Origin of the sequence: Pseudomonas syringae group sp. 26L6, assembly GCF_032587815.1 — a bacterium.
GTDB classification, from domain to species: Bacteria; Pseudomonadota; Gammaproteobacteria; order Pseudomonadales; family Pseudomonadaceae; genus Aquipseudomonas; species Aquipseudomonas amygdali.
Genome location: NZ_JAWHPJ010000030.1, coordinates 1 through 25789 on the forward strand (window position 1 = coordinate 1; position 25789 = coordinate 25789).

25 protein-coding genes and 1 pseudogene are annotated in these 25789 nt (G+C 56.9%); 14 read left to right on the forward strand and 12 right to left on the reverse strand.

Annotated features, from left to right (window positions below; translation table 11 throughout):
- The first annotated feature begins 495 nt into the window (after positions 1–495).
- The 8 genes and pseudogenes from RYA97_RS15290 (at position 496) to RYA97_RS15325 (ending at position 7320) form a co-directional block, all read left to right on the forward strand.
- Positions 496–1890 carry an ethanolamine ammonia-lyase subunit EutB gene (locus RYA97_RS15290; RefSeq protein ID WP_316892646.1) on the forward strand — a complete coding sequence of 465 codons (1395 nt, stop codon included), beginning with the start codon at positions 496–498 and terminating at the stop codon, positions 1888–1890.
- Positions 1887–2750 carry an ethanolamine ammonia-lyase subunit EutC gene (gene eutC, locus RYA97_RS15295; protein ID WP_316892648.1) on the forward strand — a complete coding sequence of 288 codons (864 nt, stop codon included), beginning with the start codon at positions 1887–1889 and terminating at the stop codon, positions 2748–2750. The genes RYA97_RS15290 and eutC overlap by 4 nt, the downstream gene beginning before the upstream one ends.
- Before the next feature lie 83 nt (positions 2751–2833).
- Positions 2834–3292, forward strand: a complete 459-nt coding sequence (locus tag RYA97_RS15300; protein WP_193600963.1) for a GNAT family N-acetyltransferase — start codon at positions 2834–2836, stop codon at positions 3290–3292.
- A 190-nt stretch (positions 3293–3482) separates the two neighbouring features.
- On the forward strand, positions 3483–4130 hold the full coding sequence (locus RYA97_RS15305) for a DedA family protein (RefSeq protein ID WP_011169678.1): 648 nt from the start codon (positions 3483–3485) through the stop codon (positions 4128–4130).
- A gap of 3 nt (positions 4131–4133) precedes the next feature.
- Positions 4134–4943: pseudogene (locus RYA97_RS15310) on the forward strand (zinc-dependent peptidase).
- A gap of 110 nt (positions 4944–5053) precedes the next feature.
- A complete protein-coding gene (gene ppa / locus RYA97_RS15315; protein WP_002551870.1) occupies positions 5054–5581 on the forward strand; it encodes an inorganic diphosphatase in 528 nt (175 codons plus the stop codon).
- A 357-nt stretch (positions 5582–5938) separates the two neighbouring features.
- Positions 5939–6670: a helix-turn-helix transcriptional regulator gene (locus tag RYA97_RS15320; RefSeq protein WP_057402869.1), complete on the forward strand. Its 732-nt coding sequence runs from the start codon at positions 5939–5941 to the stop codon at positions 6668–6670.
- A 407-nt stretch (positions 6671–7077) separates the two neighbouring features.
- Positions 7078–7320 carry a helix-turn-helix transcriptional regulator gene (locus RYA97_RS15325; RefSeq protein ID WP_316892651.1) on the forward strand — a complete coding sequence of 81 codons (243 nt, stop codon included), beginning with the start codon at positions 7078–7080 and terminating at the stop codon, positions 7318–7320.
- 92 nt (positions 7321–7412) lie between these two features.
- On the opposite strand, the gene RYA97_RS15330 is transcribed toward RYA97_RS15325, so the two are convergent.
- The 12 genes from RYA97_RS15330 to RYA97_RS15385 form a co-directional block, all read right to left on the reverse strand.
- Positions 7413–8264: an alpha/beta hydrolase gene (locus RYA97_RS15330; RefSeq protein ID WP_316892653.1), complete on the reverse strand. Its 852-nt coding sequence runs from the start codon at positions 8262–8264 to the stop codon at positions 7413–7415.
- Positions 8264–10543 (reverse strand): autotransporter outer membrane beta-barrel domain-containing protein, encoded by a 2280-nt coding sequence (locus RYA97_RS15335; protein ID WP_316892662.1) that lies wholly within the window; start codon positions 10541–10543, stop codon positions 8264–8266. Before RYA97_RS15335 ends, RYA97_RS15330 begins: the two co-directional genes overlap by 1 nt.
- Before the next feature lie 192 nt (positions 10544–10735).
- Positions 10736–11779, reverse strand: coding sequence for a WavE lipopolysaccharide synthesis family protein (locus tag RYA97_RS15340; protein ID WP_054077152.1), 1044 nt, complete (start codon positions 11777–11779; stop codon positions 10736–10738).
- A 42-nt stretch (positions 11780–11821) separates the two neighbouring features.
- On the reverse strand, positions 11822–12427 hold the full coding sequence (locus RYA97_RS15345) for a hypothetical protein (protein WP_005742958.1): 606 nt from the start codon (positions 12425–12427) through the stop codon (positions 11822–11824).
- Positions 12424–14199, reverse strand: a complete 1776-nt coding sequence (locus RYA97_RS15350; protein ID WP_010193538.1) for a hypothetical protein — start codon at positions 14197–14199, stop codon at positions 12424–12426. Before RYA97_RS15350 ends, RYA97_RS15345 begins: the two co-directional genes overlap by 4 nt.
- 3 nt (positions 14200–14202) lie before the next feature.
- Positions 14203–14523: a hypothetical protein gene (locus RYA97_RS15355; protein ID WP_002551862.1), complete on the reverse strand. Its 321-nt coding sequence runs from the start codon at positions 14521–14523 to the stop codon at positions 14203–14205.
- On the reverse strand, positions 14520–15251 hold the full coding sequence (locus RYA97_RS15360) for a glycosyltransferase family 2 protein (RefSeq protein ID WP_005742960.1): 732 nt from the start codon (positions 15249–15251) through the stop codon (positions 14520–14522). Before RYA97_RS15360 ends, RYA97_RS15355 begins: the two co-directional genes overlap by 4 nt.
- A complete protein-coding gene (locus RYA97_RS15365; RefSeq protein WP_002551860.1) occupies positions 15248–15886 on the reverse strand; it encodes an HAD family hydrolase in 639 nt (212 codons plus the stop codon). The genes RYA97_RS15360 and RYA97_RS15365 overlap by 4 nt, the downstream gene beginning before the upstream one ends.
- Positions 15887–15893: 7 nt before the next feature.
- Positions 15894–16508 carry a hypothetical protein gene (locus tag RYA97_RS15370; protein ID WP_005778924.1) on the reverse strand — a complete coding sequence of 205 codons (615 nt, stop codon included), beginning with the start codon at positions 16506–16508 and terminating at the stop codon, positions 15894–15896.
- A 1-nt stretch (position 16509) separates the two neighbouring features.
- Positions 16510–17271: a glycosyltransferase family 2 protein gene (locus tag RYA97_RS15375; RefSeq protein WP_005778922.1), complete on the reverse strand. Its 762-nt coding sequence runs from the start codon at positions 17269–17271 to the stop codon at positions 16510–16512.
- Positions 17272–17330: 59 nt separating this feature from the next.
- On the reverse strand, positions 17331–18035 hold the full coding sequence (locus RYA97_RS15380; RefSeq protein WP_005742963.1) for an ABC transporter ATP-binding protein: 705 nt from the start codon (positions 18033–18035) through the stop codon (positions 17331–17333).
- Positions 18032–18808 (reverse strand): ABC transporter permease, encoded by a 777-nt coding sequence (locus RYA97_RS15385; RefSeq protein ID WP_005742965.1) that lies wholly within the window; start codon positions 18806–18808, stop codon positions 18032–18034. The genes RYA97_RS15380 and RYA97_RS15385 overlap by 4 nt, the downstream gene beginning before the upstream one ends.
- 312 nt (positions 18809–19120) lie before the next feature.
- On the opposite strand from RYA97_RS15385, the gene yghU reads away from it, so the two are divergent.
- From yghU to dxs, 6 genes are all read left to right on the forward strand, one after another.
- Positions 19121–19963: a glutathione-dependent disulfide-bond oxidoreductase gene (yghU, locus tag RYA97_RS15390; protein ID WP_005752809.1), complete on the forward strand. Its 843-nt coding sequence runs from the start codon at positions 19121–19123 to the stop codon at positions 19961–19963.
- Positions 19964–20163: 200 nt separating this feature from the next.
- On the forward strand, positions 20164–21180 hold the full coding sequence (locus tag RYA97_RS15395) for a YhcG family protein (protein ID WP_005778919.1): 1017 nt from the start codon (positions 20164–20166) through the stop codon (positions 21178–21180).
- An 85-nt stretch (positions 21181–21265) separates the two neighbouring features.
- Positions 21266–22432, forward strand: coding sequence for a cystathionine beta-lyase (metC, locus tag RYA97_RS15400; RefSeq protein WP_005752806.1), 1167 nt, complete (start codon positions 21266–21268; stop codon positions 22430–22432).
- A gap of 102 nt (positions 22433–22534) precedes the next feature.
- The gene (locus RYA97_RS15405) at positions 22535–22780 is read left to right on the forward strand and encodes an exodeoxyribonuclease VII small subunit (protein ID WP_002551852.1); all 246 of its coding nucleotides are present in this window, start codon (positions 22535–22537) and stop codon (positions 22778–22780) included.
- A complete protein-coding gene (locus tag RYA97_RS15410; protein ID WP_002551851.1) occupies positions 22777–23664 on the forward strand; it encodes a polyprenyl synthetase family protein in 888 nt (295 codons plus the stop codon). Before RYA97_RS15405 ends, RYA97_RS15410 begins: the two co-directional genes overlap by 4 nt.
- Positions 23665–23824: 160 nt before the next feature.
- Positions 23825–25717: a 1-deoxy-D-xylulose-5-phosphate synthase gene (dxs, locus tag RYA97_RS15415; protein ID WP_010193554.1), complete on the forward strand. Its 1893-nt coding sequence runs from the start codon at positions 23825–23827 to the stop codon at positions 25715–25717.
- Positions 25718–25789 lie beyond the last annotated feature (72 nt).

The window sequence follows — 25789 nt, forward strand, 5'->3', positions numbered from 1 at the left end:
CGGAGCATCGGCACGATAGTCGTCTCAAAATGTTCATCGTTCCCATGCTCCGCGTGGGAATGCCTTTCTGGACACTCTGCGTCCAATCCTGAATGCGCGCTGGCAGCACGAGCTTGTGACGCAGAGCGTCACGAACTGCATGCCGACGCGGAGCATCGGCACGATAGTCGCTTCAGGATGTTCATCGTTCCCATGCTCCGCGTGGGAATGCCTTTCTGGACGCTCTGCGTCCGATCTCAAATGCGCGCTGGCAGCACAATAGTCATCTCAAAAAGCATCGCGCACCAACCTTGTGCATCGTGCCTTGGCACACCGCCTTGGCGTGATGCATCTTTGCTCTGAATCCCCTGTTCATGGTTTGCAAACTCGCACTCCCGGCCGGGATGGAGTATTAATTGCTTGCATCGCTTCCCACAGTCGTTTGAACCGGGACGTCACCGGTTCACCCGAAAGACTACGTCCGACGCAAGCAGCGCGGCGTCATGGAGAATCTGTATGGCGAGCTTTTCCCATTCTGTCGGTGCACAGACGTACCGCTTCGACAGCCTCAAAGAAGTTATGGCCAAGGCCAGCCCCGCGCGCTCCGGTGATTATCTGGCCGAGGTTGCGGCGCAAAGCGACGGCGAGCGCGTTGCAGCACAGATGACGCTGGCGAATATTCCGCTCAAGCACTTTCTTGAAGAAGCCCTGATCCCTTACGAACAGGACGAAGTCACCCGGTTGATCATTGATACTCACGACAAACCGGCGTTCGCCCCGGTCAGCCATCTGACGGTCGGTGGCTTTCGTGACTGGCTGCTCAGCGATCAGGCCGATGAAACCAGCCTGCGCGCATTGGCTCCCGGCCTGACACCGGAAATGGCCGCTGCCGTGTCGAAAATCATGCGCGTGCAGGACCTGGTTCTGGTGGCACAGAAGATCCGGGTGGTGACGCGCTTTCGCAACACCATGGGCCTGCGCGGGCGGCTGTCGACACGCCTGCAACCCAATCATCCCACCGACGACCCGTCCGGCATTGCCGCCAGCGTGCTCGACGGCCTGCTGTACGGCAATGGCGATGCCATGATCGGTATCAACCCGGCAACCGACAGCACCTCGTCCATCGTCGCCTTGCTGGAAATGCTCGACGCCATCGTCCAGCGCTATGAAATCCCGACCCAATCCTGCGTGCTGACCCATGTCACCACGTCCATCGAAGTGATAAACCGTGGCGTACCGGTGGACCTGGTGTTCCAGTCGATCACCGGCACCGAGGCCGCCAACGCAAGCTTCGGCATCAGCCTCAAGCTGTTACAGGAAGGCTACGAAGCAGGCCTGAGCCTGAACCGCGGCACCCTCGGAAAAAACCTGATGTATTTCGAGACCGGGCAAGGCAGCGCGCTGTCGGCCAACGCGCATCACGGCGTCGACCAGCAGACCTGCGAAACCCGCGCCTATGCCGTCGCTCGGCATTTCAATCCGTTTCTGGTCAACACCGTGGTCGGTTTCATCGGCCCCGAGTACCTGTACAACGGCAAGCAGATCATCCGCGCCGGTCTGGAGGATCACTTCTGCGGCAAGCTGCTGGGTGTGCCGATGGGCTGCGACATCTGCTACACCAACCACGCAGAAGCCGATCAGGACGACATGGATACCCTGCTGACGCTGCTGGGGGTCGCCGGGATCAACTTCATCATGGGCATCCCCGGCTCGGACGACATCATGCTCAATTATCAAACCACCTCGTTCCACGACGCGCTGTATGCCCGGCAAAGCCTGGGCCTGCGTCCCGCACCGGAATACGAGGCCTGGCTGGAGAAAATGGGCATCTTTACCCAGACCGACGGCCGTGTCCGCTTCGGTGACAGCCTGCCGCCTGCGTTCCGCCAGGCACTGGCGCACCTCGCATGAGTGATCAGCCGATGAACGAAATACAAGACAACGCCGCACCAGCCAACCCCTGGCTGGAGCTACGCCGCCTGACCTCCGCACGCATCGCGCTGGGGCGAACCGGCACCAGCCTGCCCACCTCCGCGCAGCTCGACTTTCAAGCGGCGCATGCCCAGGCGCGCGATGCCGTGCATCTGGCCTTCGATCATGCCGCGATCAGCGCGCAACTGACCGAGAAAGGTCGTGAAACCATTTTGCTGCACAGCGCTGCTGCCGACCGCGACAGCTACCTGCAACGCCCGGACCTGGGCCGACGCCTGAATGAAGAGTCTGCGCAGGCACTGCACGAGTACGCGGCGGCTCATCCGGGCGGTCTTGATCTGGCGGTAGTGGTCGCCGACGGTCTGTCAGCCCTGGCCGTGCATCGACATGCTGTGCCTTTTCTCACTCGCCTGGAGGAGCAGGCAAACGTCGAGGGCTGGTCCCTGTCGCCAGTGATAATGGTCGAGCAGGGCCGCGTCGCCGTGGCTGACGAGGTGGGCGAACTGCTCGGCGCGAAAATGGTAGTGATCCTTATTGGCGAGCGCCCGGGCCTGAGCTCACCGGACAGTCTGGGGCTGTATTTCACCTACGCGCCAAAGGTCGGGCTGAATGATGCGCACCGCAACTGTATTTCCAACGTGCGCCTGGAGGGCTTGAGCTACGGCATGGCAGCCCATCGGCTGCTGTACCTGATGCGCGAGGCCTGCAGGCGGCAGATCTCGGGGGTCAATCTTAAAGACGAAGCGCAACTGCAGACCCTTGATTCAGACGGCTCTGCCGAGCATTCAGACAAGCCGATCGGCAATTTCCTGCTCGACGGCCCGGCCGCACCACATTAGATTGTGCTTTCTAAAGTCGCCGGGCAGGATCGCGTAATCATCCCGGCGCACTGCATCAGCCCATAGGGAAGTTGAGGCCAACCATGCGGATCATCAAAGCGACTCTCGAACACCTGGACCTGCTCTGCCCATTGTTCATCAAATACCGCGAGTTCTACGGCGAGTCACCGTTCCCGGACTCCTCACGGGACTTTCTCGAAAAACGCCTGCGTCGTGACGAGTCAGTGATCTATCTGGCGCTGGCCAAGGATGACGAGAGCAAACTGCTGGGCTTTTGCCAGCTGTATCCCAGCTACTCATCGCTGTCGCTCAAGCGGGTATGGATTCTCAACGACATCTATGTTGCCGAGGACGCGCGCCGCCAACTGGTCGCCGATCACTTGATGAAACAGGCGAAGAAGATGGCCAAGGAAACACATGCGGTGCGACTGCGCGTGTCGACCAGCAGCAATAACGAGGTGGCGCAAAAAGTCTATGAGTCCATCGGTTTCAAGGAAGACACGCAGTTCAAAAACTACGTGCTGCCCATCAACCAGGACTGATCACCCGCTCGCCAGCACGCGGCAGCAAAGCCGCGTCAGCGCAACATAAAGCTCCAGTCGTCACACATCAAAAACCCAGCGTTTATTCCCAAACCCCTTCTGCGCATTCTGCTTCTATAATGCCGCGCATACTGAACAGTCGTTTCTTCCGCATGCGACCCCGTACAGGGTTCTCGCTTCAGGTGCCTTAATGGATTTCAACCCGCTTGACCTTATTCTGCATCTCGACGTCTACCTTGACCTGTTGGTGACCAACTACGGTACGTGGGTCTACGCGATTCTGTTTCTGGTGATTTTCTGCGAAACCGGGCTGGTGATCATGCCCTTCCTGCCAGGCGACTCGCTGCTGTTCATCGCCGGAGCCGTGGCTGCCGGCGGCGGCATGGACCCGGTCCTGCTGGCCGGGCTGCTGATGCTGGCGGCGATTCTGGGCGACAGTACCAACTACGTCATTGGCCGCACTGCGGGCGAAAAACTGTTCAGCAACCCCAAATCGCGCATCTTCCGCCGCGACTACCTGCTGCGCACCCAGGACTTCTATGAGCGCCACGGCGGCAAAACCGTAACACTCGCGCGTTTCCTGCCGATCATCCGCACGTTTGCTCCATTCGTGGCCGGTGTAGGCAGAATGTCCTATCCACGCTTCGTGGGTTTCAGCGTATTGGGCTCAGTGCTGTGGGTCGGCAGCCTGGTGACACTGGGCTTCTTCTTCGGCAACGTGCCGTTCATCAAGCACAACCTGACCTTGCTGGTGCTGGCAATCATCCTGCTGTCGCTGGTGCCGATGATCATTGGTGTGGTTCGCAGCCGTAGCGCGCCTCCGGCAGACGCACGCTGAATCATGTGGTCGTTCAGCAACTGGCGCAGGCAGCGCACGCTCGCCAGACACCCGATTGCTGACGAGCTGTGGCAGAAGGTGCGTGGACGTCTGCCGATCCTCGATGGGCTGAGCAGCGGGCAGCATGCGCAATTGCGTGACGCCTGCGTACTGTTTCTGAATGACAAACACCTCAGTGCACTGCCGGGCGTTGATCTGGATGACGAGCAGCGATTGTTTCTCGCCGCCCAGGCGCAACTGCCTCTGCTGAATCTGGGCGAACTGAACTGGTATCAGGGCTTTCACGAGATCGTGCTGTACCCCGACGACTTCGTCAGCCCGCAGCGCCACCGCGATGCCAGTGGCGTGGAGCACGAGTGGGACGGCGAACACAGCGGCGAAGCCTAGCTGCAGGGCCCGGTGATTCTGGCCTGGCCGGGCGTGTTGAGCAGCGGCCACTGGGATGGCTACAACCTGATGATCCATGAACTGGCGCACAAGCTCGACATGCTCAACGGCGACGCCAATGGCCTGCCGCCGCTGCACAGCGATATGCAGGTGACCGAATGGGCTCGCGTCATGCAAAGCGCGTTCGATGATCTCAACCGGCAACTGGACCACAACCCCGACGCCGAGCCCGCCATCGATCCCTATGCCGCAGAAGACCCTGCCGAGTTTTTCGCCGTGACCAGCGAATACTTCTTCAGCGCACCCGACCTGCTGCACGACAGTTACCCGGCAGTCTACGAACAACTGAAGGCGTTTTACCGGCAAGACACTCTCGCCAGACTGAACCTGCTGCGTCAGCAGGACCCGGCTTACCGGGACAACTGACAGCCGCCAAGGCCATGCGTGGCAACCAAAACAGAATATGCCTATAATCCGGACCACTTTTTGGCGGTTCGCGCCAAAATCTGTCTGGTCAACTATGGGGGCAATGCCCAATGAGCTACAGCAAGATTCCGGCAGGCAAAGACCTTCCGAACGACATCTACGTCGCGATCGAAATCCCGGCCAACCATGCGCCGATCAAGTACGAAATCGACAAAGAAACCGATTGCCTGTTCGTTGACCGTTTCATGGCCACCCCGATGTTCTACCCGGCCAACTACGGTTTCATCCCTAACACGCTGGCTGACGACGGCGACCCGCTGGACGTGCTGGTGGTGACGCCTTACCCGGTGTCCCCAGGTTCGGTCATCCGTGCCCGCCCGGTCGGCATTCTGCACATGACTGACGACGGCGGTGGCGATGCCAAGGTTATCGCAGTGCCACACGACAAGCTGTCCCAGCTGTATGTCGACGTCAAAGAGTACACCGATCTGCCAGCCCTGCTGCTTGAACAGATCAAGCACTTCTTCGAGAACTACAAGGATCTCGAAAAAGGCAAATGGGTAAAAATCGAAGGTTGGGGCAATGCTGACGCTGCCCGCGCCGAGATCACCAAATCGGTTGCAGCGTTCAAAGGCTGATCACTGATCTGGTGTTTCAGGGCACGCCACACACGTGCCCTGAAACACGCTTGACCCCTTCCCTGCCGCTGCTCCCCGCCAATACCGTTCCTTGAGACACACCTATCCATTTTTTTTGCAGCGCACACGTTTAAAAATGCGTTCGACTTTTAGGCGCTCGATAAACAGTTCGTTAATTCCCGTATAGCAAGGGTAAACGCCCGATACGTCGTTTAGCCAAAAAAGCGCTATTACGGAATCTGCCTACACGATATTCATTCCATCCGTAGTCCGAATAGCCGCCCCCCCCTTGGGATAACGTCGATCTCAACACCTCGTTCATTTAAACGCCCAAGCGACGTCCGTAGACTTCGCCCTATGAATACATCAGGCGATCGACTCCGCATCCTCCTTCGGGAGTGCCATCTCACAGCGACTGACTTTGCGGCCAACCGCAAAATCACGCCGCAACACGTCAATAACTGGTTCAAGCGTGGCGTGCCCATGGCGCGGATCGATGAGGTGGCTGAACTGTTAACCGTAAACGCACGCTGGCTGCGCACGGGCGACGGGCCCAAACATCCCAATGAATCGGCCAATGAAAACACCGGTGACGACACTCGAATGGTCATCCAGCAGACCAGAAACGTGCTGCGCGGCGATGTGGAAATTCAGATCTACACGGAGGTTGAATCCACTCATGGCGTCGGCAAAACCGTCCTTTCCGAAGCCCCCGGACAAAAAATCCGCCTGCCCGTGCAAGTTCTGCAAACCATGGGCATCGACCCGAAAAACTGCATGTGTGTCGCCATGGTCGGCAACAGCATGGCCGACAAGATCCAGGACGGCTCGATTCTCGGCGTCGACCGCGAACTGACCCAGGTCATCGACGGCGAAATCTACGCCCTCGAGCACGGCGGCATCCTGCGCGTGCGCTACCTCTACCGCATGCCCAATGGCGGTCTGCGCCTGCGCAGCCATAACGACGCCGAATACCCGGACGAACTGTTCAGTGCCGAAGACATCGACCGGGAGAAAATACGGATCCTGGGCTGGATATTCTGGTGGTCGACACTCAACAGTCGGCGCAATGCGATGCTGCTGTTGTGAGGCGTTTGGGGTTGAAAGGCATTCGGGCTGGGCATTGGCGGAGAATTTCAGTATTCTGTGCGCCATCCAGAGCACCTGACGCAGTCATGCGATGCGGTGTTTGAATGGGGCATGTGATCCGTTTGCCCTGTTGCCTATTCGCGCTTCTTCAAGAGGCGCATCTGTTGAAGGCGATTGCGGTCTATCAAAAATAGATCGGAACCGCCTACGAGAAGCCGGCCACAAGCCGGCTTTTTAATGCCTCCCGCGTTCTTCTCGCGGCTGGGCAGTGGATATCATCTACTTGAGAAACTTCCCGCCAAATCAGCCGTTGACAGTACTTTGCTGGTTGTCCCGGTCGAAACCCACTTTAGGATAATCCCAAGTCAGGTTTATTCAGGTAACCGGACTATTAGAGGGTTTGCCACGTGAAAACCATCCATAACGCCCGCTACCAAGCGTTGCTTGATCTTTTGCTGGAAGCGCGCAACGCAGCCGGTATGACGCAAAAAGAATTGGCCGTCAGGCTAGGGCGGCCGCAGTCATTTGTCTCAAAGACGGAGAACGCCGAGCGCAGGCTCGATGTCATTGAGTTCATGGATGTCTGTCGGGGGATCGGGACTGACCCGTATGCGCTGCTCAGCAAGCTGGACTCTATGGCTCGCCTGTAATCTACAATCGCGAAGCTTTGCTGGATGAGCGCTTGCGTGAAAAATGACTCATAGCGATTCAATGCAGTGCGTTTTGGTCAGCTATAGGACTCTCACGGACACACATCTACGCCCCGTCCTCTCCACAGCTCCCAGACCTCTTCCCAACCGTCTTCATGACTCGGACCCGAGACAATAACCAGCTGACTGCACGCACTGTTACCTAGCTGCTTGATGTAATGCTTCGCCAATTCAGTCGGGATCATTTCGTCACTTGTTCCCGACAAGTGACGCTGAGGTACCAATGCCAGGCGCTGGGTGTAATCGAGTGGATCCAACGAGCCATTGAGAGGCGAAAGTCCTTTTAGTTCTGTCCACTGGTTCGGGGCGAGATTGCCAGCGATGGTCTGAATCAGGGTGATGTCGTTTCGTTGTCCCGCCAGTAGCAACGCGAGGGTTGCGCCGCCTGAATAACCAATCAGCTCGAACTCGTTATTACCGTAACGTTGTTTCATATGGTCCAGCGCGCTGCTGAGGCTGGTGACCACTGCCTGGGAGAAACGGCGATTGGTCCAAAGGGCAGCGCTACAGGCCGGGGCTGTGATGAATTGACAAGGTCGTGCCAGATAGGCGCTGGGCGTCGGGTCGCTGACTGCCATCTGCGGCACGAACAGCTTACGTGGGCTCGGCTCGATACTGGGTTGAGTGGCGGTGGCCCAGGCATGGCCGTCGCCTTCCAGATAGACTCGTAGGCGAGTTGTTCTGAAGGTCTCTGGCGGCAATAGCGCCGCCAGTGGAAAGGGCTGTGCCGGCAGAATCTGCATCTGTCGGCCATGCTGGTTGGCCAATTGCTGCAGATCAGCGCGCGGAGACTGACAACCGGCGATGGCTCCGCTCAACAGCAGCGCCATCACGACTGCAAGGGTACCGCCCAAGCGTTTTCGACCGAGGCGGTAACTCCACATCAAAAGTCGTAACGCACTTTTGCAGAGAACACATCGGCATCGAAGCCTGATTTACCGATGTAGTCATAGTTGACGCCCAGTGTGACGGCACCCAGTTTGTAATCGGCACCCACCCCCGCTTCGTAACTGTCACGCACAGCCTTGGCACCGCTGGTTACAAACGGTGTACTGCCGAGCAAAAAGGTGGACGTGCTCTGCGCTTCGTCGGCGGCGAAGTCGTGGTAAGCCATCAGTTTGGCTTGTGGCTCCAGCGTTCCGGCGCCCAAGAGGAAGCTGCCAGCCACGCGCATGCCTGCGCCCAGCTCAATGGTTTCATAACGCTGGTCTTCAACCTTTAACGCAGCCGACGAGCCTTTCTCACGATAGCCGTCGATGTTCACCTGGCTGTAACGCGCCGCCAGGCGTGGTTCGACCAATACTTGCGGGTTGACGTGATAGGTGTAGCCACCCACCAGATTCAGGCCCAACAGGTCACTGTCGTAATCTGCCTTGGCACGCGTACCTGCAATGCTGCGTTTGCCCTGGTTGTCGTTGAGGCCGTAAGTCAGGCTTGTATCGACAAAGTAATTGCCTTGTTCGAAGCCGCTGTACAGCGTGAATGCATGGCTATCGACTTCGGTCTTGTTACCACTTTTGCCATTCACGTCGGTATTGATGAAGCTGTACGCCAACCCCAGCGTCAGGTTGTCGTTGAGCTTGCCGTCAGCGCCCACCGCGACTCCGCTGCTGTACGCGTTATAGCCAGCAATTCCGTCACGCTGGCCTTGAGTGGCGTCGCTGTAGAGCGACTGGACCCAAACCCCGGCATTCTTGAAACCTTCGCCAGAAGACGCGCCGCGTATCGAGCTGGTGCGGCTGCCCGTTACGTTGCTGATCAGACCCTGGCTGGTAGTAGCGGCGCTTCTGGCCCCGCCGTTGACCTCCGGCGACAGCTGCGAGGCCAGCTTGGCAAGCTGCCCTCCGTCAGCGTTCAGCAAAAGCTGTTTGAACGCATCGCTGTCGTTCAGCTTGCTGATGATGCTGTCGCCGGTCAGGTTGACCAGTGTGGTCTGTTCATTAACTGAGCCGCCGTTGTTGGCAACTACCTGAGCGACCTCTTCCTTGCCCTTGGCGGTGACCACAGCTACAACGTCTTTGCCGTCAACGGTATAGCTGTCGATTTTAAGCAGCGCCGAGGTACTGACTACATCCAGTTTGCCAGCAGGATCGACCGCGCGCCCATCCTTGGTCAGCAGCTCGATCTTGCCTGCTTCGATAAGCGTGTAAGCAGTGCCGTTGGCATTGAAGTCGTCACCCTTGGCCGCGAGCTTTACTTGCGCTCCCGGTTCGAACTGAGTAGTGCCGGTAACTTTCAGTACCGCAGTTTTAGCATCAGTGGCCTTACTCAGATTCAGACCGAGCGCCGAATTGCCGTCGACATACAGATCGCCGCCAATGCTGCTGTGTGCGGACTCGAAAGTCATGGTAGTAGGACTGTCGGAGGTGCCACCAACATAAACCGATCCGCCGCTCTTGAGGCGAATGTTGTAGCCATCTTTACGGCTGTCAGTACCTGTGAAGGAAGTATCCCCCTCCAGCTCGATATTGCTCACGTCGATCAGGTTACCGACAACGACGCTGCCCTTTCTCAGGATCAGCTCGATCGGACGATTGCTTCCAGAAGCGTCGATAGCCCTGTCAGCGGAAATGATCGAACCCTCGTTATAGATATTGAAGTCGCCCCGTTCGATGTACCAAGGCTGAGCGCCGATCATAGAGAATTTAGTAGTGCCCATCACGATAGCAGCGCTCTCGCCGCGGATCGTCCCGGTGTTGGTTATGTCCGCACTATTGCCTATCATAGTGGCCCCGTCGATTCGAAGACCTTGAGACCCCGCGCCGCTAGCGGAGAGGCTGCCATGGTTTTCGAAGAATTTCAGGCTCGTGGCGACGTCCAGGGCCGTCGCGCCTTGACCGGAAACTTCAACCAGACCATGGTTGATGACGTTGCCGTTGATCTTACCGCCCTCCAGGCTGATGCCTTTGGCTCCTTCACCACTGGCAAAGGTGCCGGAGCCACTGATGTTCCCGTTGAGGATAAGGTTCTTTTCAACGGTCGAACCACTTAGCTGAATCGCATCTTTAACCGCACTCCCCGAATAGGCACCGTTGATTTCAAGATTGCCGGTATGGGTCTGACGCTCGCTTTTGTAGCCAGCGTTGGTCAGTTGGACTGTTTCAGCAAAAGCCGGAACGGCAGTTGCAGCCACAGCCATGGCGAGAAGGGTCTTGCGAAACATCACAGAGTTCAAGATTCATTCCTTATGTTGGGGGCGCTGCCATGCTTGTCGAGAACCTGCCGCAGCGAAAAGTGGCCATTGGCCACACAGAAGAGCGCGGCGAGAATAAAGTAACCGACTTGAAATAACATCAACTATTATCGGCGCAATCGCACTTCGCTAAAGTCGAGCAAGTGCTCAGGGTCGGGATGGCTAGACCCGATAGGACTCTGCATGCGCTACCTTCCTGAGCGTGCGCCAGTACGAGCGAACGCGCTTGGCAAAGGTCGGCGAACTGCTGAACAATACGATGGTCGCAAAGGACACCCACCAGCCGGGGCGCAGGCAGGTCAGCAGGTACTGATTGAGCCAGATGCGCGCGATTCTCAGCCTGTAGCGCTTCGGATCAATACCCCGCAATTGCTCTATCGCAGAAGCTTTGTAGAGTGTGCTCAATACGCGGCGGCTGGTTAGAAAGCGTTCCGGGAAGTCTACGCCAGCCTCGGAGTGATTCAGGACTCTGAAGTTGCGCCTCAAGACGTTGTCCCATAACTTCAGATTGCTCAGCCCTACCTCGCAGGGACGTCCAAGCCGGGCGTCAATGCCCTTCCTGCGCATGACACCCAGCATCAGCGCCTGCTCGGTCACCAGGCGCGCAGACGTGTAGCCAATGAAGTTGCCAAACGGGTTGCGAGACGGCTTGTCATTGAAAAGCGCACTCCTTTCAAACAGTGGTTGCTCCCACATGGCGAGCATCGCATCGCGTGTGCCGAACTGAACAAGGTCCGATATGTGGAACAACATCGGTAACCGTTCAGGGTCACGAATGTAGAGCGTCGTGGTGGTAATGGGCGTCTCGAACAGCTTTGTTTCGCCAGGCTCGGCATCATCTGACTGGCCTATGACGGCCAGTGCAGGGCTGGTCAGGTTGTGGTCGGCGCGCATCTTCATGACATACGGTCTTGAGGCGGCCTGAATACCGCACAACGTCGATCGCAGCATGCGATTGATGTTGATCTGATTACCGGCATCGTCGACGAAGGCACCCGGATCATCCGACATGATGAGCTGATCCGCTTCAACCGCAGAAGTATCTTCATGACACCAGGTAGAGACGATAACTTCGGCATGTGGCAGGTGTGTCCTGACCGATGCGATACAGGCGAAGATATTCCGCTGGGGGCTCAGGTTGCGATAAAGAGGTCCCTGGATAACCACGCTGATTTTTCTGGAATCAACGGCCACAAGATGAGGCATGTTCTTAACCTTTAATGAGGAATGACGACGAGAACAGATCATTCAGATAAATCTCGCAGCACGCCGAAAGACGCGCAAAAAAAGACGATGCATGCGACGCAGGACTCCAGCCAGCATTGGCAGGCTGATCAGCACCGTCTCAAGACGGGTGACCATGAATAACCTCCCGATTTGAGCCGAACGAGCTGCAGCTGTTGTGATTGAAGGCAGGTTATTGAACGAGGCATTGAGGGTTCGCGAATAGATACCCAGGTGCATGGCAGGCACCATGATCACGATGTTTCGGTTTCGAAGCCTTGGGCTCAAATAGTTGTAGCGAGCCATTTTCTGGATGAAGTCCATGCAGGTAGCCGAGTCATGCTGACCAAAATCAATCAGTACCCATGCGCTCTCGACTTTATCCATATGACGCGCAACGCTGTTCGCCACGATGCCGCTCAGGCCATTTTCGTGAAGGAAGTCTTCCAGACTGAACTGGACGTGGTCCGTCGGTAGATCGCTGATGGGCAGTTCGGTCAGGTTGTAGCGGTCATCGATGACAAGCACCGGGATAGTCTTTCTATACGCGTGCTGGATGTGGGACAGCTGACAGATCAGCTCATGACTGGCCGGCCTGGGGCTCAAATGAGACACGACGAATATCTTCATTTTGAACCTCTGGCATAGGACTTGAAGGGAGTGGAGTTATAGATAGCCTTCACCGCAGCCCACACGCTTTCAAAATAGAAGATTTTCCCGTTGTTTCTGCAAGCACGAACCGCCGAAATCAAAATACCCGGGAGCGACAGGAGGAGGTGATGAAAGTAATCATCCTGCTGACGAACAAACCATGTCTGCGTACTGCGTTGACGCAACATATTGCGCACTTCACAGCTCTGGGTGATCAGCGTCTGTTTGGCCAGCACAGGGTCTGCAAGGAAGCGATTGACCAGAAACTCTTGCCGCGTACTTGGGAGCTGGTCAAACAACACCAGCCTCTCAAAGTCGCTGATAAATTCTCTGACCGTTCCAATATCGTTTTTGAACGTGGACTGCTGAACGACATGATTGATCAGCTCGATCCAGGCTCGAACACTTATATGACAAACCCCGGTCGGTATACTCACTGCTGCCCGGCTGACGAGGTACTTACTTGCGAACTGGTGCAGCCTGGCGAGAGCCGTTTTGCTGGAGATGTTGATCAGAGGCTTCTTGTTCAGAACCGAGAAGTAACGCGGGCCTATGCGTCCGAGTTTGCCACTTGCTGATTGCACCAAAGTCTCTGATCCCAATAGCGCACGGGAGGTGATTGATTGCGTAATGCCGAATGGATTGACCCTGCAAGGTACGCCAGCTTTTGACAGGCGCATACCGTGTTCAATGTCTTCAAATTCAACCCAATACAAAGACTCGTCCAACGGGAAGGCATTCCACACTTCCTTCCGGCAGATGTAGAGACTGCCGGTCGCGTAGCAGGAGTCGCTGTTGTAACGCATGGCACTGGCATAACTGAAACCGGTCCGCTCGATCTCTGGAAAAATCGACGGGGCGATACTCGCTGCATCGCTGCAGTTTCGGCTCACCCCCTGAAGACCGTTGGCTATCGTGCCCAAAGCCATGCCGTAATCCGAATAGCGGCGAGGGTGCATACTAAGCCGATTGTCGAAAAACATGCTTTGCAGTGTCATCAACGGATAGCGCGGACCAAAGCGACGTACGATTTCTCCAAAATTCCTGGGTAGAAATACGCGGTCATGCAGGATCACGAGATTGCTGAATCCGGCCTCCAGAGCGAGACGATTTTTCTTCTTGCAGATCTGCACTGGCGGAGCGGTAATGTCCTGCCCCACGATGCGGACCTTGTCGAAATAGGCGAAGTTGCTTCCCGGTGTGCCACACAGAAGTATCTCCTTGCGCGGGACGTCAATTTCCAGAATGCGCTTCACTACCGCATTCAGGACCGTGGCGTCTCCTGGCCCTACAGGAAGGCAAAAGCTCCAGCCATCAAGATCGTCATCGGACTCCGCCGCCAGCCTTGCTACCTTTTTGTAGGTGACAGAGGTGGCCGAGCGTTCGATTACCTTGAGTGATCCGGCAAAATATTCACGGTCCAGATAGCACTCAAACTCAGTGTCTTCGATAACTGTAATCTTCTCGCCAACATTCAGAAAATGGACACCGTCCCACAGCAGCAGTGGCGCCAGCGGTGAATCACTTTGGACCCCATAAAAGCAGTAACTACCCGAGTCGTACATGGATAACGGACGCAGTGCGGCATGCAGGTTTTTGATTACCCGCTCCGGCTTGCGAAACGGATGGGCGCGGAACGAAACAAAACCCGAACATTCATGGGGCAGCAGCAGGCCAACCGGGAGCTTACGCAGGCTGTCCGCCGCCAGGTAACCAAGGCTTGGATGGTGCTGGAGATGGGTCGTTTTCATGGTTCAGACGACGTACTTGTCGGCAAGCGCGCCGGGCACCTTAACGACAACGGTGGTTGCATCAGTGAGCGCTTCGAACGCAGTGATGTCGCCCGGCTCCAGAACGATGATGTCGCCTGCATGCCAGACCTGATCGCGCATGTTGACGGACCCGGAAATGAGCACGGTTATCTCTGTGGCAACCTTATGATAATGGGCAGCTTCCTTTTCGCCTGCCTGGTAAATCTTGACCCCGACCTCACAGGACTCGGTATTGAAAGCAGCAGGCTCGAAGCCGCCCACAAACCAGCCTTTGACCATGTCTTGCAGTCTTGCCGTTTTCATCGCATTTCTCCTGCTTCGAAAGCGTGAAGCTGACTATTGGTTTTCAGTGGCCGGTACTGACTGGGTTCGATTCGGTAGGCACCGATCCTTTTCTGTAACAGCACCAGCTCATTGAGGGCGGGTGCTATGTAGAAGTTGTCATTGACCCTGGCATCCTTGCGAATCATCTCTTTCGCCGCCGCCACGAACAGCGAGCCGGATTTGAACCAGTACACACCTGCAATGGCGTGGGGACTGATCGGATTTTTTTCGGCAGCTTCAATGACCCGGCAGTGGCTATCCAGACGTACGAATGAATAGCGAGGGTGCAGTGAATTGAAGATAACCACGCCGGCATCTTCATCGTTGTCCCGAAACGCACGTACGGCGTCACGCAGCTCTATATCCAGAAAATCACTGACACTGAGAATCAACAACTCATCATCGTTGTCGATTTGCCCGCTCACCAGAAGTGCCGTGCAGGCGGCACCCCGGGTGACTTTGTTAATGGGCAGAACACTGGCCGCAGGGTGCATTTGCTGGACCATGTTGCGAAGGTGCAGCCGAGTGACATCGTCATTCGAGAATGTGCAGATGATCCTGCGCGGCTCAAGCGCAGCACAGTTGTCGATCAGCGTATGGATCAGTGGCTTGCCATTGCATTCGCACAGATATTCGGGGTACTCGCCGTCGTCGAGCGACGTCTCTCCCTTCTTTCCCGACAGAAGAATGATGTTCAATGCGCTCACAGGCTAGCCACCTTGTCGACGTTGATCTCATCGACCTTGCCGAGGATGTTATTGAGGTTTACATCGCAGGTTTCAGCCACGACCAGAACATGGGCACCGGAATCTCTGGCGGCTTTGATACCATTTTCGTTGTCTTCGACGATCAGACACTCTTCGGGCATCAGGCCCAGTTGCCTGATGGCTTTGGTATAGATATCGGGAGCTGGCTTGGCATGTTTGACATCCTCGTTGGAGAGCTGCAAATCGAGGTATCGCTCCAGGTCTGCCCTGTTCATCATGACCTCCACGGTGTTGCGAATGGAGTTGGATGCAACCGCCAGCTTGTAGCCCATTGTTTTCAACGATGACAACGCGTACTGATGCACAAACGTCGGTTTGCACTGGGCGTACACGATTTCCATGGTGTACTGCTGCTTCATTTCGTTGATGAATGCGTGCAACGCAACCGGCAGGTCGCGCTCTACGCTCAGCATGTCGAGTTTGCGCGAGGTGGGCAGACCGTCGTAGGCGGTGAGGTGTTCATGGCGACTAATGTTGTAACCGAACAGGCTGAGGGCTTTGTTCAGTGCATCGTAATGCCATTCCTTGGCTTCAATGAGGACGCCATCCATATCGAATATCACTGCCTTGATCATGATTGCCTCACTTGAAGAAAGTGGCTGCGTCTGCGGGAATATCAGTGCAAATCGTTAAACCGTCGTGCGCTTCGAGCTCAAGCAATTGCTGCCACAGGCTGCGATGGTCACGCCCGTGCAACTCGGGAGATACCACACACACCTGCTTGCCCTGAGATAGAAGATCGCCAATAACCTGACTGGAAAACCATTCCCCCTCAAAACCGTCAAGCCAGACACCTGCTGCCTTTTCGATCCAGGCTGGGGACGGTTCAACTTCGCTGAGCCGGGTGTAAGTAATAACGTTCGCGTGAAAGTAACTGCGCATGTCCGGTACCGCCATATCGAAGGCAAACCAGTTGGTATGACCATATCGAGCGAAGGTTTTGGCGAGCGCCTGCGCCATTCCATCAGCTTTGATGTTGATGGCCAGTGGCAAGTTACGACCTGCCATGATGGCGAGCAGCTCCTCAAGCGTCAGCTCGCCACCAACGGGCATGTCGTGAGAAATAACCAATTGACCCGCTACATCACGGACATCGGTTTCTGTGCCGAAACCAAGGTCGAATGATCGGTGAAATGCTTCGGGCAAATTGCGCTGCGGCTTTTGCAGCCAATAGCCACGATGGCTGATGATCTGCATGTCAGGCCTGCCTTCCCGAGGCTGCCTGCCTGCTTAGCGGCAACGACAGGAATTGGTTCAGGTCTGCCGGTATACCCAGGCCGTACATGCCATGACCCTCTGCGCCAATACTGTAATGAATCACTTTGGCGCCGCGTCCGATGATCTCGTTGTACGCCGGGGCAACATAGAACTCGCCATTGACGCGAAGATCTTTCATGACCATTGTCTCGATGGCCGATATCAACTGACCTGCATTGCGAAAGTTGTAGATGCCGACAGTGGCTTCGTCAGAGATGACCTCTTTTTCCACTACGCGGGTGATGAGGCCTTCTGCGCTGAAGCCCACAAACGACCACTTCGGATCGCTGGCTTTCATCGTCATGATCAAGCCCGCTGCGTCACTCTCGTTCATTGCCTGCAGATAAGCGTTTATGTCCACATCGACATACTGGTCGCTGTTGGCAATCATCACTTGCTGGCTATAGTCGAGCAGGTGCCTGGCGGCATAAACGGAGCACGCGGCGCCCCCCGTCAGCCCACCAAGCTCGACGATGTCGCATCCAGGTGCCCACGCATTCAGCTTTTCCTTCAGCGAATAGGTTGCGACCTGATCCGCCTGACAGATGAAGATGAATCGGTGCGGACAATCCGGCGTCAGGTTGTCAATCACGACCTTGATCATCGGTACGCCATGTACAGGGATCAACGGCTTGGGATCGGTGTAGCCCGCGACCGCAAAGCGACTCCCGGCACCCGCCATTGGAACGATAATTTGCAGCATGAAAATCCCTTTTGAATGGGTGATTTTGAAGTTGACGAAGCGGCATTGACTGCAATGAATCAATAACAACCGTGTTCAATCATCCGGCCACGCTCAAGCGTCAAATAGCGCTGACAAAACTCTTTACCCTCTTCTACCGCGTGGGTAACAAGAATCAGGGCCATGCCGTCATCCTGCAAAGTGCGAATTCGCTCGTGGCATTTGCGCTTGAACTCTTCGTCCCCCACAGCGAGCACTTCGTCAGCCAGCAAAACCTGTGGCTCAACATGAACCGCCACCGAAAAACCCAGCCTCATATACATACCCGATGAATAGTTCTTGACCGGAGTATCAATGAAGTTTCCCAGCCCGGAAAAATCCACGATCTCGTTGAAACGCGAACGCACTTCCCTGTTACTTAACCCGAACAGGCTGGCGTTAAGATAGATATTCTCCTCCCCTGTCAGATCAGGGTGAAAGCCCACACCGATTTCTATTAAAGGGGCTACACGACCCACCGTAGTCAAACGTCCGCTGGTGGGAACAAGGATGCGTGAAACCAGCTGTAAGAGCGTGCTTTTACCTGAACCGTTATGTCCCACAAGTGCAAGCGACTCCCCTTTATGCAAGGTGAACGACACGTCGCTGACTGCCATGAACGTTTCGGCATGCTCACGGTATCGAGCATCGAACAGACCTAGAAACTTGCTTTTCAAACCGCCCCTGTTGTGGCGAAGAGTGAACTGCTTGGTAAGGTTTTCCGCCTTGATGACGACGCGGCTCATAAATACTCCACCACGTCGTCGACCTTTCTGAATATCAGCAGGCCGATGAGCAACGAGGCGGCCCCCATCAACACGCAAAGCAGCAGATCACGGGTGTCTGGAACCACACCAGCATGCAAAATGCTGCTGAAACTATCGAAATAAAGAGCTACCGGGTTGTAGGCCGCTATGCTGGCGACACCCTCGGGCAGCGCGGAGGTGACCCACACAATTGGCGTCAACCAGAACAGCAAGGGCAGAAACACATCGATGAAGTGTTTTGCATCCCTCACAGTTACCTGAATGACGCTAAGCGCCAGACCGAACCCCATAATCAGCGCCATGAACGCAATCAGTACAATGGGATAAAAAAACAGAGCGCGTGAAAACACGCCACCCAGCATGGGAAATAACGATGCATACACGATCATGCAGCCCGCCCAGAACACAGCAATCGACAATGCTCCGGAGAGGGGTAGCAATATACGCGGGAACCGTAACTTTCGAATGAGATTGCCGTTATTGATGAGCCATTCCCCGCTCTGTGAAACTATTTGCGCCAAAAGCATCCAGTGGACAACACCCGTTACCAGATGAAGTGCAAAACGGTCCTGACTGCTGGGCAGGATATAGGTAAAAACCGTGTAATACGTGAGTGTAACAACCAGCGGATTTCCCAATGACCAAACGAAGCCCAGCGTCGCACCCATGTAACGGATTTTAATTTCCTTGGACACGAGATTGATGATCAGGTCACGCCATTTTATAAAGCTTGTGCTGCGAGATGACGACATACGGTATCCAGCTATTGACAGGTAGATCAGAGAACGATTTTGACAATCAAGATCATAAATGGATAACCTTATGGCCTCCTGCTGCGGGCACATGTTCTCTTCTTTCATAGAGTTACAGCTATAGGACGACGCCTTAGTTACTGTAGGAATATTCCACAAACTACCGGCGGCAGCTAAATAGCCCTTTCGAGGCCTCGCCACGCTCGATCAGAATCGCAAGGCACTTCCATCCGCGCACGTTGATCTATAACGTCAATGGTCATTCGCAATACGACTGGTCCAGCGATCACCCTTGAACAAGCGAGGCTACTCATGACCCAAACCCCTTACACCCCGCCGAAGGTATGGCAGCAGGAAACAAAAGCAGGCGGTACGTTCGCCAGCATCAACCGGCCCGTAGCCGGTCCCACGCATGACAAGGTACTGCCCGTCGGCAAGCATCCGCTGCAGCTTTACTCACTGGCCACGCCCAACGGGGTGAAGGTCACGATCATGCTCGAAGAGCTGCTGGCACTGGGGCACAGCGGGGCGGAATACGACGCCTGGCTGATCCGCATTTCCGAGGGCGATCAGTTCTCCAGCGGCTTTGTCGAGATCAATCCCAACTCCAAGATCCCTGCATTGCTGGACCGAAGCCATGAAACACCTGTTCGGGTATTCGAGTCCGGTTCGATTCTGCTGTACCTGGCTGAGAAGTTTTCCAGTTTCCTGCCCGCCGACCCGGCAGGCCGTACCGAAACGCTGAACTGGCTGTTCTGGCAGATGGGCGCGGCGCCCTACCTGGGTGGCGGGTTCGGGCACTTCTACGCCTACGCGCCGGAGAAACTCGAATACCCCATCAATCGCTTCGCGATGGAGGCCAAGCGCCAACTCGATGTGCTGAACCGCCGACTGGGCGAGCACCGCTACCTGGCTGGCGATACCTACACGATTGCCGATATCGCGGTCTGGCCATGGTATGGCGCGCTGGTAAGGAACAAGGTTTATTCGGCCGCCGAGTTCCTGTCGGTGCACGAATACCCGAACCTGATTCGCTGGACGGAAGAAATCGCCACGCGCCCTGCTGTCATCAAAGGCCAGAAGGTCAACCGCACCTGGGGCGAAGAGGCGGATCAGGTGCCGGAGCGGCATCAGGCATCCGACCTGGATAAATAAGACGCAAGTCAAGGCCTGCGCAAACAGAAACCTGTTGCTACACACTCAAAAGAGATTCTGGGTCGGACAGTCGTGATCTGAACGTAAAGTAGCGTCCTTAGCCACTGCCCAAGGACGCGCCCTATGAGCCGGACAACTGCCCATCCAGATTTTCACTTGCAACTCGACACCGGTTTCCCACGCAGTGGAGTACTTGCAGCATGAGTACTCCCAATGCACCGCATACGCCTGTAAATGATCGCTTTGATGAAGTGCTCGCAATGATTCAGGGCGCTCGACAGCAAGCTGCACAGGCGGTCAACACTCGCCTGATCGAGCTTTACTGGCAGGTAGGCGCTTACATCAGCCGCAAGATTGAAAACGCCGAATGGGGTGACGCGGTGGTCAGCCAGCTTGCCGAGCATCTGGCTGTAACCCAGCCAGGACTGCGCGGGTTTACGCGCAGTAACCTGTTTCGCATGCGTCAGTTCTATGAGATTTACCGCGCAGAAGAGAAAGTCGCACCACTGGCGCGACAATTATCCTGGTCCCATAACCTGATCATATTCAGCCAGAGCAAGCGCCCTGAAGAGCGCGAATTTTACCTGAAGATGGCAACTCAGGAGGGATGGTCAAAACGCGAGCTGGAGCGCCAGTTCAAGACAGCCTTGTTCGAGCGCAGTATCACCCAGCCAGCCAAGGCCTCGGCGATGCTCAAGGAAACCCGACCGGCAGCACTGGATGTGTTCCGTGATGCCTACATGGTGGAGTTTCTCGAGCTGCCATCGGGACACGCCGAAGCTGACCTGCACCGCGGTTTGCTGCAACGCCTGAGGGATTTTCTGATCGAGCTGGGCCGCGACTTCTGTTTTGTCGGCTCCGAGTACGCGTTGCAGGTCGGCGGCCAGGATTTTGCGCTGGATCTGCTGTTTTTCCATCGCGGCCTCAACTGCCTTGTTGCCATCGAACTCAAGGTCGGCCGCTTTGAACCCGAATACCTGGGCAAGCTGGACTTTTATCTTGAAGCGCTGGACCGGAATGTACGCAAACCCCATGAAAACCCGGCCATCGGCGTTTTACTCTGCGCCAGCAAAAACGATGAAGTGGTCGAGTACGCCCTGAATCGCTCGCTTTCACCCGCGCTGATTGCCGAGTACCAGACCCGCTTGCCGGACAGGCAGCTATTGCAGGCGAAGCTGCATGAGTTCTATGCGAGCGCTGTGCTGAGCGATCAGTGATACCTGCCAGACGCACGATGCATTACGCTTGTGCATGCCTGAGCGGCAGTCTGCCTGCTTGCCCTTTCCCTGACTGGAGCCTCCAATGCCGCACGATAAGGACCCTCGCGCCCACACCGCCCTGTCGCAACGCGGCCGTAGCGCCAGCAGCGGGCCAGGGCTGGCGGTCAACCCGCCGGTCGTGCGTCTGAGTACGGTGCTGTTCGACAGTCTGGAGAGTTTGCGCGAGGCGGAAATTCGCACCACGGGGCCTGAGCGCTCGCTGACTTACGGTGCCAACGGCAACCCGACGGCGTTTGCCTTGCAGGATCTGATTTCCGGGCTTGAGGGTGCACACGGTACTTGCCTGTACCCGACCGGGCTGGCGGCAGTGGCGCAGATGTTTCAATCGTTTCTGCGCCCAGGCGACCATGTGCTGATTACTGAATCGGTGTATGGCCCCGTTCGGCGCCTGGCGAAAACGATGCTGACCGCCTTCGACATCCAGTTCGATTTCTACGCGGCCGACGGTAGTAATGTGGAATCGCTGATCAAGACCAACACACGGATGATCTACGCTGAAGTGCCCGGCTCGCTGACGTTCGACATGTGCGACCTGCCTGCACTGTCACAGGTGTGCAAGGCCAGGGATCTACTGCTGGCTGTGGATAACTCGTGGGGCTCGGGAATTCTGTTCAAGCCGCTGGAACTGGGCGCGGACATTTCCCTGATGGCCCTGACCAAGTACGTGGCCGGGCATTCCGACGTCATGATGGGCAGCGTCAGCACCACCGAAGCGCACTGGAAAACCCTCAAGACCATGAACACCGCCGTGGGCAATACCGTCAGCCCCGACGATGCGTATCTGGTGCTGCGCGGTGCCCGCAGTCTGGCGGCACGCATGGCCATGCATGAACGCCACGCGATGCAAATTGCACAATGGCTGCAGGACCAGCCTCAGGTTGCCCGCGTGCTGTATCCCGCATTGCCGGACGATCCGGGCCATACCATCTGGAAGCGCGATTTCCATGGCTGCAACGGCTTGCTCAGTTTCGAATTCCATGCCGTTGACCGGCAGGTGCTGGACCGATTTACCGGCGCGTTGAAACTGTTCGGGATTGGTTACTCCTGGGGCGGTTTTGAAAGCCTGATCACTGAAGTCGAGCAATATGGTCCTGACCGCGGCACCGGCCCGATGCTGCGGCTGCAGGTTGGCCTGGAAAGCCCGGAAGACCTGATTGCAGACCTGCAGAACGGGTTCGCTGCGGGTTAATCCTGATAGTTGCTGCCCTTGCATTGCTCCGTCGCCGTTATTTGCCCAGAAGCCCTCGCTCTGCTAGTGTCGCGCGGTTTAACCTCTACCGGAAATGCCCCCATGGCCCGCAAGAAAGCTGCACTGGATTTCGAACAGTCACTCGCTGACCTGCAAGCGCTGGTAGAGCGGCTGGAGAATGGCGAGTTGTCTCTGGAAGACTCCCTGACCGCCTTCGAGCAAGGTGTACGCCTGACCCGCGACTGCCAAAGCGCCCTTACCCAAGCCGAACAGAAGGTCCAGGTACTGCTGGAGCGCGATGGCGAACTGAGCGAAGAGCCGTTCGACGATGCGGAACTTCCCGAATGATCGCGAGCTATCAAGCGCAAAGCCAGACTCGCGTCAACGCAGCACTCGAAAAACTGTTTCAGGCACCAAGCCCTGAGCTGAACCGGCTTTACGAAGCCATGCGCTACAGCGTGATGAACGGCGGCAAGCGCGTGCGCCCGCTGCTGGCCTACGCGGCCTGCGAAGCGCTGGGCGGCGTAGCCGAGGATGCCAACGGTGCCGCCTGTGCGGTTGAACTGATTCACGCTTACTCGCTGGTGCACGACGATTTACCGGCGATGGACGATGACGACCTGCGTCGCGGCCAGCCCACCACGCACAAGGCTTTCGATGAAGCCTGCGCGATCCTCGCAGGTGACGGCCTGCAAAGCCTGGCGTTCACTGCACTGCTCGCGCCGCACCTGACCTCACGCGATGCTGAAACGCGTCTGCAGATGGTCAATACCCTCGCAGCCGCTGCCGGCCCGGCAGGTATGGTGGGCGGGCAGGCGATCGATCTGGGCTCTGTGGGGCTGAAGCTTGATCAGGCGGCGCTGGAATACATGCATCGGCACAAGACCGGTGCATTGATCGAAGCCAGCGTCCGCCTTGGCGCACTGGCCAGTGGTCAAGCCGATCAGCCCCGTCTTGACGCCTTGCAGATTTATGCGCGCGCGGTCGGTCTGGCCTTTCAGGTTCAGGACGACATTCTCGATGTCGAAAGCGATACTGCGACCCTCGGCAAGCGTCAGGGTGCCGATATCGCCCGCGACAAGCCGACCTACCCTGCGTTGCTGGGCCTGGAAGCGGCCAAGCGCTATGCACTGGAACTGCGTGATCAGGCGCTAACAGCGCTGAGCACGTTCGATGCCGCCGCAGAACCGTTGCGCGAGCTGGCACGCTATATCGTCGAACGTCGCCACTGATCACCGTCACCGAAGCCGGAAATCTGCTGAATCAACCACGGTTCGTCAGGTCTCAGTCATTAAGCGTGTCAGTCGGCGGACTATCCGCCGACTCACTTCATGGGCAGCTTGCGATGCATAAGGTAAACTGCCGCCTCTTTTACTTATAACGATTCGCCTGATGCCCACGACGTTCAAAGAGATCCCCCGCGAGCGCCCGGTCACGCCGCTGCTCGACCGAGCCGATACCCCGCACGGCCTGCGCCGTCTGGGCGAAGCCGAGCTGGAAACCCTGGCCGATGAGCTGCGCCTGGAATTGCTGTATTCCGTTGGCCAGACCGGAGGGCATTTTGGTGCCGGTCTTGGGGTCATCGAGCTGACCATCGCGCTGCATTACGTTTTCGACACCCCGGACGATCGCCTTGTGTGGGACGTGGGTCATCAAGCCTATCCGCACAAGATCCTCACCGGCCGTCGCGCGCGCATGTCCACCCTGCGCCAGAAGGATGGGGTGGCGGCCTTTCCGCGTCGTAGCGAGAGCGAGTACGACACCTTCGGCGTCGGGCATTCCAGCACCTCGATCAGCGCCGCACTAGGCATGGCGATTGCCTCGCGCCTGCAAGGCAGCGAGCGTAAATCCATTGCCGTGATCGGCGACGGTGCGCTGACTGCCGGCATGGCCTTCGAAGCGTTGAACCACGCGCCGGAAGTGGCAGCCAACATGCTGGTAATTCTCAACGACAACGACATGTCGATCTCGCGCAATGTCGGCGGTCTGTCGAATTACCTGGCCAAGATTCTTTCCAGCCGCACGTACAGCAGCATGCGCGAAGGCAGCAAAAAGGTGCTTTCGCGCCTGCCCGGCGCTTGGGAAATCGCACGTCGCACCGAAGAATATGCCAAAGGCATGCTGGTCCCGGGCACGCTTTTCGAAGAGCTGGGCTGGAACTACATCGGCCCTATCGATGGCCACGACCTGCCGACTCTGATCGCCACTCTGCGCAACATGCGTGATCTGAAAGGCCCGCAGTTTCTGCACGTGGTCACCAAGAAGGGCAAAGGTTTTGCGCCAGCCGAAGTCGACCCGATCGGTTATCACGCCATTACCAAGCTTGAGCCGCTGAATGCGCCTGTCGCCCCGAAAAAAATCAGCGCGCCGAAGTATTCCGCAGTGTTTGGCCAGTGGATCTGTGACATGGCCGAGGCTGACTCACGGCTGGTGGGCATCACGCCAGCCATGAAGGAAGGCTCGGACCTGGTGGCATTCAGCGAACGCTTTCCAGAACGCTACTTCGATGTTGCCATCGCCGAACAACACGCTGTAACACTGGCTGCCGGTATGGCCTGCGAAGGCAGCAAGCCGGTCGTGGCTATCTACTCGACCTTCCTGCAACGCGGCTACGATCAACTGGTGCATGACGTCGCGGTGCAGAACCTCGACGTACTGTTTGCCATCGACCGCGCCGGGCTTGTGGGCGAAGACGGCCCGACCCACGCAGGCAGCTTCGACCTGTCCTACCTGCGCTGCATCCCCGGCATGGTGGTCATGACGCCGAGTGACGAAAACGAACTGCGCAAGCTGCTCAACACCGGTTACCTGCACACAGGCCCCGCGGCAGTGCGTTACCCACGCGGCACCGGTCCGAACGCGTTGATCGAGACAGGCCTTGACCCGGTCGAAATCGGCAAGGGCGTTGTGCGTCGTCAGGGCCAGGGCGTTGCGATTCTGGTGTTTGGCGTGCAACTGGCCGATGCGCTGGTGGTGGCCGAGAAGCTCGACGCGACGGTGATCGATATGCGCTTCGTCAAGCCACTGGACGAAGCCTTGGTGAGCGAAGCTGCTGCCAACCACGAGTTACTGGTCACACTGGAAGAGAACGCAGTGATGGGCGGTGCCGGTGCTGCGGTCAGTGAGTTTCTGGCACGCGCCAATATCCTCAAGTCGGTACTCCACCTGGGCCTGCCGGACACCTACGTCGAGCATGCCAAGCCTGCGCAGATGCTGGCTGAGTGCGGGCTGGACGCCCAAGGGATCGAAGCGGCGATCAATGAGCGGCTGACGTTGATTGGCTGAATGGCAGAGGTTCCTCACGCGCCGAGCGTGAGGAACGATCGCCCCGACCCCGCATGCAGCAATCCTGATAAC